General features: G+C 57.7%; 13 protein-coding genes. 7 read left to right on the top strand and 6 right to left on the bottom strand.

Features of this window, described 5'->3' with window-relative positions; translation table 11 throughout:
• Window position 1 precedes the first annotated feature (1 nt).
• The 7 genes from ACR0EN_RS15075 to ACR0EN_RS15045 are packed head-to-tail and all read left to right on the top strand — an operon-like array spanning window position 2 to window position 6072.
• On the top strand, window positions 2–379 hold the full coding sequence (locus tag ACR0EN_RS15075; protein ID WP_170818481.1) for a hypothetical protein: 378 nt from the start codon (window positions 2–4) through the stop codon (window positions 377–379).
• The gene (locus tag ACR0EN_RS15070; RefSeq protein WP_170818482.1) at window positions 372–1490 is read left to right on the top strand and encodes a hypothetical protein; all 1119 of its coding nucleotides are present in this window, start codon (window positions 372–374) and stop codon (window positions 1488–1490) included. The genes ACR0EN_RS15075 and ACR0EN_RS15070 overlap by 8 nt, the downstream gene beginning before the upstream one ends.
• A gap of 55 nt (window positions 1491–1545) precedes the next feature.
• Window positions 1546–3477 carry an AAA family ATPase gene (locus ACR0EN_RS15065; protein ID WP_480587526.1) on the top strand — a complete coding sequence of 644 codons (1932 nt, stop codon included), beginning with the start codon at window positions 1546–1548 and terminating at the stop codon, window positions 3475–3477.
• Window positions 3477–3815 (top strand): hypothetical protein, encoded by a 339-nt coding sequence (locus ACR0EN_RS15060; RefSeq protein ID WP_480587522.1) that lies wholly within the window; start codon window positions 3477–3479, stop codon window positions 3813–3815. Before ACR0EN_RS15065 ends, ACR0EN_RS15060 begins: the two co-directional genes overlap by 1 nt.
• A complete protein-coding gene (locus ACR0EN_RS15055) occupies window positions 3812–5149 on the top strand; it encodes a DUF6638 family protein (RefSeq protein WP_480587519.1) in 1338 nt (445 codons plus the stop codon). The genes ACR0EN_RS15060 and ACR0EN_RS15055 overlap by 4 nt, the downstream gene beginning before the upstream one ends.
• A 1-nt stretch (window position 5150) precedes the next feature.
• Window positions 5151–5417, top strand: coding sequence for a hypothetical protein (locus ACR0EN_RS15050; RefSeq protein WP_170395242.1), 267 nt, complete (start codon window positions 5151–5153; stop codon window positions 5415–5417).
• Window positions 5418–5427: 10 nt separating this feature from the next.
• Complete coding sequence (locus tag ACR0EN_RS15045) at window positions 5428–6072, top strand: DUF1523 family protein (RefSeq protein WP_170408694.1); 645 nt, start codon at window positions 5428–5430, stop codon at window positions 6070–6072.
• A 38-nt stretch (window positions 6073–6110) separates the two neighbouring features.
• On the opposite strand, the gene ACR0EN_RS15040 is transcribed toward ACR0EN_RS15045, so the two are convergent.
• From ACR0EN_RS15040 to ACR0EN_RS15015, 6 genes are all read right to left on the bottom strand, one after another.
• Window positions 6111–7205, bottom strand: coding sequence for a flagellar basal body P-ring protein FlgI (locus ACR0EN_RS15040; protein WP_170818486.1), 1095 nt, complete (start codon window positions 7203–7205; stop codon window positions 6111–6113).
• A complete protein-coding gene (locus tag ACR0EN_RS15035; protein ID WP_480587516.1) occupies window positions 7202–8209 on the bottom strand; it encodes a flagellin in 1008 nt (335 codons plus the stop codon). The genes ACR0EN_RS15040 and ACR0EN_RS15035 overlap by 4 nt, the downstream gene beginning before the upstream one ends.
• Window positions 8210–8211: 2 nt before the next feature.
• Window positions 8212–9663 (bottom strand): flagellar hook-associated protein FlgK, encoded by a 1452-nt coding sequence (flgK, locus tag ACR0EN_RS15030; protein WP_480587513.1) that lies wholly within the window; start codon window positions 9661–9663, stop codon window positions 8212–8214.
• A 33-nt stretch (window positions 9664–9696) separates the two neighbouring features.
• A complete protein-coding gene (locus ACR0EN_RS15025) occupies window positions 9697–10992 on the bottom strand; it encodes a flagellar hook protein FlgE (protein WP_255611994.1) in 1296 nt (431 codons plus the stop codon).
• 98 nt (window positions 10993–11090) lie between these two features.
• The gene (locus tag ACR0EN_RS15020; protein WP_170818489.1) at window positions 11091–11930 is read right to left on the bottom strand and encodes a flagellar motor protein MotB; all 840 of its coding nucleotides are present in this window, start codon (window positions 11928–11930) and stop codon (window positions 11091–11093) included.
• Window positions 11931–12013: 83 nt separating this feature from the next.
• Window positions 12014–13339 (bottom strand): FliI/YscN family ATPase, encoded by a 1326-nt coding sequence (locus tag ACR0EN_RS15015; protein ID WP_480587565.1) that lies wholly within the window; start codon window positions 13337–13339, stop codon window positions 12014–12016.
• Window positions 13340–13341 lie beyond the last annotated feature (2 nt).

Below are 13341 nucleotides of genomic sequence, written 5' to 3'. Positions count from 1 at the left end.
CATGAAAACAACGACTCTTTTGCTTGCGACCGTCCTGTTTCTGACGGTGCTAACATGCCTGGTAATAGGTTCCGTGACTTATCAATCTGCAGGTTCCCCCAACTGGCAACTTGTTCAGATAGTTTCGGCTATTGGGTTGGGACTGCCGATATTCGCATGGCTTTGGGTTAGGATGTTCAACGTATTCTTCCCGCTACTTCTTTGGGTATCTTGGAAATACTTCTGCCTGATCGAATGGGCCTTCGGAATTCGAATTGGGGCTTGGTTCGGCAAGCAACTCATTGGCGATCCAATGATCCATGGTAACGAAAGAGGATTCTGGCCTTTTTTGCATCGAGAAGTAGCGGGACCATTTGAGCCAAAAGAATCGCATGACTGACCCCACCCAAGACCATGTCGGCCTGACCGACACTTTCGCCTCACGCCGTTATTTCCGCAAATTCGAGGTGATCACCGTCCACCTTCTGCGCGTAGCCGCAACGATGGAGGCGGAGGGCGCGATCAGCAAGCAAGAGGTGCGGATCGTGTCGCGCTACCTCTCGGGACTGCTCTATACGTTCCGCGCGCTTTCCATGAAATACCTACTGGTCGGGCGCGATACGGGGCGGTTCTTTGGTAGCCTCGCCATGGACAAGCGCGACAGCGGGTTTCCGGTGGCGGCCGAGCTGCTGACCATGGCCAACGACGCGCAGCAGGCGCAGGTGCATCTGGCGAATATGCCGTCCGAGGATGACCTAAAATCTGACATGGTGCGTACGATCATTGGCGATCAGGAAATTCCCACCAAACTGCAATTCGCGCTGTCACAAAGGCTCTATTACGAGGAATTGCTGAAAGGAGAGCTGTTCTGGGCTCGGAACGATCCCGAATGCCACTGGATCGGCAACGAAGGCGAGCGGCGGAAATTCCTGATCCACTGGGCGGTCTATGACAGCCAGATCAACCTGCCCGTCATCTATCTGATGCAGCTTGAGGACAGCGGCAAAACCGCCCTTCCCAAAGACCAACGCCGCTGGCCCGAAGTGCAGGCGCATCTGATGGCGCAGTCTCTGGGCGGTTTGAAACTGGTCACCATCGCTAAGGGCTTTGATCAGGACTTTGACGACCTGCACCCCAAACACCTGCGCCGCATTCATGTGGGGCCAATGTATTCCTCGGCCTATACCGAACAATCCGGCCCCCTGCGGCAGGTGCTGGAGGATGCGCAATCTCCGCAAGGTCAGGATTGGGCGCTGGCCTGGACCACTGAAGAGCTGGAAAGCGAAAATGTGATCGAAGAACGCGCCGGGTGGTTTTCGACCGTCGAGCGCGAAGTCTTTGCGCTTGACCCGTTCGGCGGGCAGGGGGCCGAGACCGGAGCCACGCGCACCCAACGGTCGATCATCCTGCCCCAGCGTCCGTTTCAGGTGCTGGCCGAACGCAATCCGCCGGGTTTTGCCGATGTGCGCAAGTTCGTGGTCAGCAAGTCAGGGCAGGTGTTGAGGTATTAGTTTCGCCTTCGGCGAGAGTATTTTTGAAAAAGATGAAGCAAGGGCGGTTTTTAAGATGATTTTGACGTCAGATCAGATGGAATTGCGCGAGGCGGATATTCGCAAGCATTACCCGGCAGCGACCGCCTTGCTGAATGGGTTCGAACACGCGCCGCGGATTGCCAAGGCGGTGGAGACGTCGACGGAACGGTCGCCGGGGGTGTCGACCGGACGGAGGTTTCGGTCCACCACGCCGGGTTTGGTGACACGGCGCACAGTGCGCGCAGACGGGGTGCATTTGGTCGAACGGATCGAGGCCTCGGATGATGGCGATGCGCTGGTCTCGCCACCGCAGGCCACCACGCAGCAGGCAATCCGCCGTGCGGTTGCCATCGCTCTGGCGGTGAGCGAGGCCTACGCCGAACAGACACCGTTGGCAGACTTGAAACGCGCGAACCTTGCGGGCGATTTGCCCGCCGCGCGAAAGACCGAATTCTCGGAACTGCTGACTGCCGAGGCTCTGATCACCTCGCACACCTTCGGCAATGCGCTGGCGTACTTGATGTCCTCGCATCTGGGAGAGACCACTGTCGATATCGGTGAGATCGAAGAGGTCCTGACCGACAACGGCCAACTCGCCTTGCACGGCGCGCTGTGGGAGTTGGACCAAACCCTTGCCAAACACGCCCCCGATGATGCCCACCTGATCGCAGCCACCAGCGCCTATGCCGAGCAATTGATGGAAAAGGTCGCTCTACGCGCCCAGTCCGCAGGCCATCTGGCATCGTTCCAGAGTGCCGCTTGGCATATCGAGGCAGATGATCTGACCATCCGGGGCTTCGAACCGGCATCAAAGGCCAAATCCACCACCCTGACCATGACGTTCAAGAAACCGAACGAGGTGGTCGGCAACCATATCGCCAAATATCAGGCGATGAAGCTGGCCAAGATGGTGATGGCCTACGACTTCGACCGACGCCTGAACCCGTTTGCCGAGCTTGGCGGGTTCATCTTTACCTTCATGGGCGACGGCAAACCGGGCACCGGCAAGACCGCTCTGATCCAGATGATGGCCGGGCTGATCAACGACTATTGTCAGAACGCAGGCTATCCGTTCCGCTATCAGAACCTTAGCACCGACAATATCGACAGCTATCAGGGTAAATCCGGCCAGAATGCCAAGGCATTTATCAACACGATCATCGACCCCTCGGTTATCGGCTTCGGCACCATCGACGATATCGACCAACTGGCAGGCAAACGCGGCGATCGGCAGTCGTCAGCCGGACAGTTGGAAATCACGGCCGTGCTGATGGAGAGCTTTGCGGGGGCCAACACCGTCGTGCGCGGCAACTGCACCTTTGGCATGTTCTCGAACTACCCAGAGAATGTGGACGACGCCCTACGCCAGCGGGCGGGCGCGCGGTTCCTAGTGGACGGTCCGCAAACGCGTGAGGACTACATCGACATCCTGCACCTGCTGATGGGCCGCAACCACGACATTCCGCTGGGCGAACACGACGCCTATGCCGCGCAGGAGATCAAAAAGGCCGTCGTCGCCAGTTTCGAAAGCCACGCCCGCCCGCATGAGGATGCCCTGCTGCAGGTCTTTGACCGCGTCTCCGGCGAGATCGGCCAGATGGACACGATTGCCAAACTGGGCACCTACCTCAAAGCGATCCAACAGGCGGATGAGCGGTTCACCGGGCGCGCGATCAAGAACATCACCGATGCGGTCAAGGTCCGCGCGATGGATTTCGAACTGCCCGATGAGTGGATGGAAAACCCCGACCTGTTCCTGTTCCGCGACTACGACAGCAAGAAAGCTATGATCGAGGACCTGCGCCAGCCGATCACAGTCGAGATGGTGATGCAGGAGATCAACCGCTACGCCGACAGCGAATTCCGCTATGCCGACAAGAGCGACGAGGTCGCCATCGAGAACGCCGTCCGCGAGATGGGCCAGATGGAAGAGGCCAAGCGGCGGTATCTGGAGGGGAAGGGGTGATGGAAGCTGCGCAGCTCATTGCTATCCTGTTGATAGGAGTGTCCTTCGCTTGCTGGACAACGAGCTTCGCCGTTCGCAGTAATTTACCCGTGCCAGAAGGCAAGCTGTTTGCGCTTAGGTTCCTTGTTTGGTTCTCGCTCAGTGTTTGTGTAGGTCCATTTGTCGGTCTTATCCCCTTGTTACTCGGACTCGGATGGTTTTGGAATTATTATGACCCGAAACAAGTTATGGGCTCTGAAGTTTGGCATTACGCTATTCTGGTCTTACTCGCATTGCCCTACTTGTTTGCACTTGGTCTGGGTATAAGGCTTCAGTTCCGAAACGGTGATCCAGCATGATCCGCCTCATCGAAAAAGGCCTGATGTTCGGCAACCTCGTCCACATCTCAAGCCCGGCTCTGGTCGAGCGGTATAACCGCGCACTGCAACATCTGGCGGGCAAGACCACGGCGCTGACGGATTTTCACGTCGATATCTCAGGCTATTCGCCCGAGGTGAGGATTGAGTTGGAGGACGAGCTCTACCTCAACCCCAACGGGGTCAACCGGCAGTTCATCCTGCTGACGACCGAGCAGAAGCGCGCGCCTCTGCTGAACGTCAAATTCTCGACCTCGCGGGATATCCTGCGTGAGTTCATCGAGATGAACGAGGCGCAGCTGTTTGCCCTGACCGCCACCGATGCTGTGGCCGGAGAGCTTGTGAACTCGGTCATCAAACTCACCACTCCGCGAGACCTGTTGAACCTGAGCAAGATCGAGATCGAGGCCGACACCGCGGGCGGCACCCTGCGCAAGGCCCAGCAACTGGCGGGCATGGTCGAACAGTTCAAAACCGAAGAGGACGCTTGGTTCGACGATGTGCTGATCGCCAAGATGATCGAAACCGCCAAAGAAACTGGCGACGTAACGCGCAATCCGGTGCGCCTGCGCCATACCGCTTTCGAGCAGCGCAACTTCTGGACAGCACACTTTGGCGGGCTCTACCTGTTCCCGGATATGGATCACCCGGCGGCGATTTGCATGGGCGAAAAGCCTGACGATATGCCGATCAAATACATTTTAGACCCGTCGCAACGGAACCAGATTGCCAAGTTTCTCGACTACAACGATCTGGTTGAACCTATCGTTAAGGCGCGCGGCGTGGATGCCGCAGCGATCTTACAACAGAAGATGGACTTTCTGACCATTGCTGCGGCTGCTGACGCAGATGTTGATCTGAGCGGGCTGGATCGCAGCGATATGCGACGACTGGCCCGCAATCACGCCGATCGCCTACCCGAGGCGTACCACGGCCTCGCACAACTGTTGCGCTGGGCGACGGATGGTGGGCGCTGGCCACGCATCACCTCGGATCATCCCGCCTATTTCTACACATTGCGCGCAGCCGATACGCCGAACCGCGATCTGGTGAATATGCTGTTGACCGAATTGGCTCCGCTGGATCCGCGGCAGATGTTCATCTGCCACAAGGAATTGTTTTATAGTACTTACAGGACCTGGCCCGAGACCAAGAAAGCCTATGTTGCCGACTTCCTTGCCCGCGAGTATCAGGTGGACAAGGCTGGTGCGCGGGCGGCTCTATTTGGTCATGAACCGGATATGACCGGCAATGACCGGGTCAGCGAAACAGTGATCGCACGGGTCGGCCCTTGGGGCGCGGTCAGGAGAGATTAAGATGTTCGGAGCGATGCGCCTGTTTCTGATCCTGCTGGTGATCCAGACGATTGCCTATTTCGCGCTGTCCTTTTATTCGCGAGGAGTTAGGCGGCGAAAGTTGGAGACGTGGTGGGACGAAAAGGGCAAAACCGGTAACAAAGAAGCGTTTGTTGCGCGTGGTTTGCACGTCTACGACAACTCATTCCGGCGCAAACTGATTTTGGGTGTCTATATTGTACCTTGGGTGGCGATTGGCGCGCTGATCTACATCGTGAATTACATGTGAGGGTTAAGGCATGGCCTATGTGAAATGGGCGTTCATTATCATCTTCTGGGGCACGATCGCCGTGATCTTGCAGTATTCCCTACCGCAGCACGATGTGGTGCGGATCGTCAACACCTATGAGGAACGTCAGGACCTGACGGACTGGACGCGAATCTTCTGGTCCGAGCCTGAAGATCAATCCACCAGCCTGTCAAACCGCGATGTACAGTTCATTCAGGCCGTACGCGCCAACGGGAAGCCGATTGTCTATCGCAACGAAGACACCGGTTGGGGCTGGCCGCCTTATTTCAAGTTCGACACTGCGAACCTTTACACCGAGGCCAACGATGCCAAGTCGACCAAAGATAACCCCGATTGGGTGGTCGTAACGCACTACGGCTGGCGGAATGAATTCATGTCGATTTTTCCCAACGCAATTTTCATCCGGCATGTCGAGGGGCCGGATGTCCGCATCATCCCGTGGTTCAATATTGTCTTCCTGACTTTGTTTGCTGCGCTGGTTTGGGCCATCTGGGTTCGATGGCGGCGGTTTCGGCAAAAGAAGATCGATCCTGTTTTGGAGAACATGGAAGATGGTCTTTACGCCGCTGGTGATGCAATAGATGAAAAGCGCAAGGGCTTTCGCCGCTGGCTGGACAGTTGGAAATCCAAGTAAAGTGGTACACCAAAAGGCGTGCGCTGTGGTCTGACTGCTCATCTCACGATGAACTCAGCATGAAGTGCCCCGGCAGCTTTGATGGTTTTCAGGATGTCGATCATATCGCGTGGCGACACGCCCAAGGCGTTCAACCCGGCGACCACTTCGGACAAGGTGGTTGCCTCGGGGATTTCTGCAAGCCCGGTTCCTTCTTCCTCTTCGATCCCGGCAAAGGTGCGTGGAACAACGACGGTTTCACCCCGCGCAAACGGATTGGGCTGAACGGCAATCGGGGCTTCCTCGACTGTGAGGGTCAAGTTGCCCTGCGATACCGCCACGCGTGAAATCCTGACGTCCCGACCCATAACAATTGTGCCGGATCTCTGATCCACCACGACGCGGGCCTTGCTTTCGGGTTCGACCAGTATGTTTTCAATACGTCCAATCGCATGCGCGGTTGATACGGCCCGCGTCGCCTCAATGCTCAACTCCACAGTGCCGGAATCGCGCATGAGTGCGACGGCGCGGTTGAATTCTCTGTTGATGGCGGCCTCAATGCGGCTTGCGGTCGTGAAATCCGGTTCTCTCAGCGCCAGTCTGAATTGAGTCAAATCAGCAAGCTGAAAATCGATCTCGCGCTCCACACGCGCGCCCGAGGGTATGACGCCCGATGTCGGCACCCCGCTTACAACCGACGCTGCTTCGCCTTCAACCGCAGCGCCTCCGGCTAGCACTGTCCCTTGCGCCACGGCATAAATCTGACCATCTGCTGCATTCAGGGGTGTCATGATCAATGTCCCCCCAAGAAGTCCTTTGGAATCTCCAATGGCAGAGACGGTGACGTCAATCTGACCGCCGACGCGCGCGAAGGGTGGTAGGGTGGCGGTGACCAATACGGCGGCGACGTTTTTGGGGCGAAAATCTTCGCCATTCACGTTTACACCCAGCCGTTCGAGAATGTTGGACATAATCTCTTCGGTGAACGGAGAATTGCGCAAGCCGTCGCCGGTGCCATTCAGGCCAACCACAAGGCCGTAGCCAACCAGATCATTGCCGCGGACACCGTCGAAATCCACCAGATCTTTCAGGCGTATGGCCCCCGCATTGGCAATGCAGGGTAAGGTTATCAAAAGGAATACGAGTATCTTCATCTCAGGAAATTCACCAGTGACAGGTTGGCGTTGCGAACGGTCACGGAATACAGACTCTCCAGTTGGAACTGCACGGTTTGCAACTGTGCTGCAGTCTCATAGGGATCTGCAGCGATCAACGCATTGCGCGCATGCTCAGCGCTGGTCTTTGCGGCGGCGTTGCGCGTTGCGGCTTGCGCCACACGCGCCTCAGCCGCGCCGACCTGGGCGCGCAAATTGACCGTCGCATCCTGTGTATTGGCCAACTCAACACCAAGCTGCGTGAACAATGCGGTTCGTAGATCAGGTGTCCATCCAAGCGCATCATCTGTGGCCAGAGCCGCAACCGCAACATCGCGCAAAGCGTCCTTGAGCGTGGGGTCTGTCGCAGTGATCGGAAGCGTGATCCGCTCGTTCTCGGAAATCTGCATCGGAGCCAAGGTGTCTGTGCCACCTTGATATATCACCGCATCAAATCCGGCGGGGTCGTTGAACCAATCCTCAGCGGCCTGTTGGATATCTGTTAGGGAGGTCAGCCCTATCAATTCGGCCTGCAGCGCTGTCAATAATGTTTCAGCGGAGGGCAGAGGTGAGACGTCAGTCGATGTTCCAGAATACAGGCTGCGCCCTCCCGCCCGCGTATTCAGGGCTGAGATCATTGTGTCGAGCTCATTTCGTGCCTGAACCGATGCTTGTTCATGTGTCACGGTCTGGTTCGCCGTGCCGAATGATAGCAGCGACGCTGACATCTCGGCGACCGAGCCGCTTAGCGTTGTCAGGCTCAATTGCATTGCGTCCGTGAATAGCCGCGCCTCGGCGGTGGCGATGGAAAGCGCGTCCAACCGTTCCAGGCTGCGATCTAGATCCAGTAGGTGCGAGTAATCACCACCCAGACGGCCCGAGATATCCTGCACCTTGCCGGTGGACATCTCATACGACAGTGTTTCGATTTGTGATTTGATCTCGGCGCTGCGAGTTCTGAGGGTAAGACCGCGGGCCAGATCCCCGATCGAATTCAGTGTCATGTTCATAACCTCAACAGGGTATCCATCAGTTCATCCACGACGGCGACGATGCGTGCGTTTGCGGCATAGGCCTGCTCGATCTGCATCAAGCGCTGCAGTTCCGCGTCACTGTCAACACCTTGCTCCGCGACGATTTTTTGCACCTCCAGCTGCGCGTTTGCTGCAAAACTGCTGCGCTGGTCAGCTGTGTGTGCGTTTGCCCCGGCTTTGGAAAGCAACGCCTCGGCGATCTCCGCCGCGCGCATCGTGCCTGTCCCAAACCCCACGCTGGGGGCCGGGCGCGAGTCGGTCAGAACGGCCCCAAAAGCTTGCAACTGGCTGGCATCACCCGGCGCACCGGGGGTCAATGCCCCCAGACCCGCGCGTAATCTCCAGCTGTCACCCCCTGCATCCGGGTCGACCACAACATTTAGTGAGATGCGCGACGCAAGACCGGTTTCAGAAACCGGATCAAAGCGGCTGCCGTTATCCGTGAAGACGCCCGGATCGGTCGCGGCAGCGGTCGGGTCCAACCCGGTGGTTTCAAAGCGCTCGATCAGGTCGCGGGCGACGGCGTCCAGATCGGCTTGCGCTTCGACGGTCAGTTCGTCGCGGACCGAGAACTGGGCCATCAATGCGCCGCCTCGGATTTGGGCGAACTCTCCGCTCACGCGAACGGGTCGGCCGTTGATCTCGAGCCCGGACAACAACCCGTTGCCAACGGTCATATGCGGCATGGTATCGCCTGTGGTCGAGAACGAAAACTCGGCCGCGGTTCCTTCCAGCAGGATCAACCCGCCATCGGAATAAAGGGAAATCTGATCATTATCGCGCGCGATCGCGTTGACAGGCACCAACTCGTTGACTTGATCGACCAGAATCTGACGATGATCCAACAGCGCGCCAATATCACCGCCCGAATTGCGGACAGCGGGGATACGAGCATTCAGTTTCTCGATGTCTTTCAGAGTCTGATTCAGCGTATCGACCTGTTTGCCTATCGTGCGATCCGCATCGGATCGCATTTGCCGCACCCCTTCGGACGCTGTATTGAGCGCTGTGCTCAATGTACCGCCTGCACGGGCAGCCTGATCCAGCCGTTGGGCTGAGCCGGGCAGGCTTGCAGCTGTAATCAGACTGCTTTCGAATTGGGCCAGTCTGGCCGAGATCGAAGTGGCATCGTCGGCTGCCCCCAACAGTTTCTCGTAACCTGAATGAAATTGCGCCACGGTTTTGGCTGCCATCAGGTCTGCATCGGTCGCACGGCGGTTTGCGATCAGTACCGGATCCTGGTGCCGAGTGATACCAACGACACGAACGCCATTACCAGAAACTGCGCTGGTCGCCAGTTCAAGCGATCTGCGAGCATATCCCGGGGTCAAGGCGTTGGCGATGTTTCCTGAAACCACCGCCGCACCACGGCTGGCTGCGCTCAGCCCGCCCAGAGCGTTGTTCAGTGCTGTCGACATATTCATCGGACGCATCCCTTTCGTTGATCAATCATCAGATCAGCGTTTGATATTGGTGGTTTCCTGCAGCATCTCATCCACAGTCTGAATGACCTTGGCGCTTGAGGAATAGGCCCGCTGGGTCTGGATCATTGAGGTCAACTCGGTGGCGACATCGGTGGTCGATTCCTCGCGTGCGAAAGACACGAGATCGCCTGTCGGACCTTCACCTGCGTTCCATAAGAAAAAGGTGCCGCTGTCGCGCGAGGGGGCATAGGTCTGACTGTCCAACGCCGTCAGACCGTTTGGATTCGGCACATCGGCCAGTGGAATCTGGAACATCCGGCGGCTGACCCCAGTATCATAGAAAGCATAGACATAGCCGTTCTCATCAACCTGTACGCTTGTCATCGTGCCAACGGCCGAACCATCGCGTGTGATCGAAACCGGAGCAAAGGTATCGGAAAGCTGTGTAATGCCGTCCGCATCGCCGATCTGGCCGATGTTGATCTCCATCGGTCCGCCGGCGACGTTGACGACAACGCTGCCGTTTGCCGGGTCATAGGCACCGCCGGTCACGGCGGTGACGCTGGCTAGTGTACCACCGGCTGTACGGCTATCGGTGAAGGTCAGGGTATATTCTCCGATGACAGCGCCGCCCGAGGCTGAATCGCGCAATGTCATGGTCCATTCATTGCTGCTGCCGGTTGCAGGAACGGTGGGGACCAATTCGATATCGACGCTTTCAGACTTGCCCAAATTGTCAAAATACTCGACCGACAAGGGCTGCGTGTCACCCGGAGCACCGGCGTCGGTCGCTGTTGCAGGCAGGTTCATCCGCAGGTTCATGGATGTTGTGGGGGCGCCCGAAAGTTGATTAACGCTTAGCTGAATGGGTTCCAGAGCGGCGGGCGTATCCCTCGGGACGCTGGGGATCGAGCCATCTGGATTGGCACGCCAGCCAAGAAGTACAAGGCCGGATTGTGTGACCAGATACCCCTCCTCATTGGTGCGGAATGAGCCTGTCGTGGTCAGCAGCATCTCATTTGAACCTGACGCGATCTGCGAACTGGGACGGACAGGCAGCATGCCTCTACCGCGCACGGCCAGATCGGTTGAATTGTTGGTGGTTACCAGCGATCCGCGCTGATCTATCAGGCGTTGGCTGGTGGTTCTGACCCCGCCTGCCGAATAGCTGCCGCCCTGACCAGACGTGACCATGGAGTGAAAGTCGGTCTCGACCCTTTTATAGCCAAATGTTGATGAATTGGCGATGTTGTCAGAGATCGTGGCCAGCCTGTTGGCGTTGGCCTTCAACGCTGCCACACCGGCATTCAGCGAAGAGGATATGGTCATCGGTACGCCCTTTTGTTGCGTCATTCGTTGCTGCAACACGTACCGCACTGGCCCTTAACAGCCGGCTAACAGCTAAAATGCTGTCTATCCTTTACCCCTTAAGGGTTGCGTAAAAAGATGATCTCAATTCGATTATTGCGTACCGCCATGGGGTTTTTATCCGAAAGCTCTCGGTCCGCGTGCCCAGTCACGCGGTCCAACCTCTGTGGCTGGATGCCTTTGTTCTGCAGCAGTTGGCGGGTGCTTTGCGCCCGCGCGGTCGACAGATCCCAGACCGGGTTATTCGCCAACACGACGGGTGCAGACCGCACATGCCCTTCAACCGCAATTGCGTTTGTCACCAGATCAGAAGACCGCGCTACCAAAAGTGTCAGCGCGCGCATCATTTGGGTTGGCGTGTCTGTCCCCGCTTCGAACAACGGTTGATCCTCAGTGGCGAACAGCTCGACCACCAGCCCTTCGTCGGTGACGCGGGTCACGATGTGCTTGCGCATCTTATCGGACACAAGGCTTTCCCCAGCGCGCCCCAACAACTGCGCCTCGAGCGACGAGAAATCTTCGAACGCACCCTTACCGCCGCCTTTCGCATCCACGCCGGTTGATCCGCGCGCCTGTTTCGCCTCGGTGGGGTTCCGATTGCTGGCACCTGATCCATCCATAACCATGGTTTTTTCCGAAAACATGTTGTCACCGCCGAAGGCACCATCGCCGCCGCCCGAGACCGGATTGACCGGAATCGTGGGCGAAAAATAATCCGCCAGACCCTTGCGTTGCGTCTCGGTCGTTGCATTCAGCAGCCACATCAACATGAAGAACGCCATCATGGCAGTGACAAAGTCCGCATACGCGACCTTCCACGCACCACCGTGGTGAGCATCGCCACCCGATACACGTTTCTTCTTGATGATGATTGGCGCCACATTGGATTGCGCACCCATCTCCACCACCTTCTATTCACCCGCTTACTGGCCTAGCAGGGCAGGTGTTAAGGTGGGCTTAACACTTAAAACTGTTCTGAATTCTAAGACTGCGACACCGGGTTTACACCAGCGCGCCTTAAAATCAGAGATAATCGATTAAAGCTGTTTTCGATACCATCGGGATCAGCCTTCGCAAAAAAGCTATCTAGCTCTTCGTGGACCCGGACGGCGCGATCCAACAAAGGATCTGTTCCTTCGGCATAGAGACCGGCTTTGATCATCACCTCAGATTGCTCATAACTGCCGACCAGCTTGCGGGTTTCTGTAATCAACTGGTTCTCATCTGCGGTCGCCGCACCTGGTAGGCTGCGTGATACGGATCGGCTGAGGTCAATGGCCGGGAAGCGCCCGCGTTCGGCGATGTCCCGGCTCAGCACGACATGTCCGTCCAAGACGCCGCGCAGAATGTCCGCAATGGGCTCGTCCATGTCAGAACCCGCGACAAGAACACTGAAGACTGCGGTGATGTCACCTTGATCGGGAGTTCCGGGACCCGCCCGTTCGCACAGATTTGCAATCAGCGGCGTGACCGATGGCGGGTAGCCACGTAGCGATGGGGCTTCACCCATTGCGGCGGCAATCTCGCGGTGCGCTTCGGCAAAGCGGGTAACTGAATCGGCCAGAAACAGAACGTTTAACCCTTGATCCCGCAGGAATTCCGCCACCGACATGGCCGACCATGCGCACCGTCTGCGTCTCAGGGCCGATTGATCTGAGGTTGCGGCCACGACGACGGATCGTTTCAGACCTTCGGCACCCAGGGCGTTCTCGACAAACTCATTCACTTCGCGCCCGCGTTCGCCCACCAATGCAACGACCACAGCATCCGCCTGGACTGAGCGGGCAAGCGTCGCCAGAAGTGTCGATTTGCCAACGCCTGAACCAGCGAACAGGCCGATTCGCTGACCCTGGACAATGGGCAGCATCGTGTTGAGGATGGCCAACCCGGTTTCCATACGACCGCCCAGCGGCTTGCGCGATACCGCAGTTGGCGGGGCCTGCATAAGGTCACGTTCAAGCGTGCCAGGCAGCAGGGGCTTGCCGTCCAGAGGTTTGCCAAACGGATCGATCACCCGCCCAAGCCAATGCATTCCGGGCGCAAAGGCAGGCATCTGGTCGAGAGAGACCTGATCCCCCAGGCTTACGCCATCGGGTGCGGAGGCTGGCAGCATATGGATCGCGCCTGCTTCGACATGCAGGACCTCGCCCGGCAGGTCCGGGCCTTTTCGTCGGCGTAGCGTCAGATGATCCCCGATCCGGGCTTGGGCGGTCAGACCATCGATTTCAACCACGCCGCGCGCAACACCGGTCACACGCCCGATATGGTGTACCGCCGACATCCTATCGAATTCGCATTTCAAACGCATCG

The organism is Ruegeria sp. AB7 (assembly GCF_056542625.1).
Note: the sequence above shows the minus strand (reverse complement) of the source record. Positions and strands in the feature narration are given on the sequence as shown.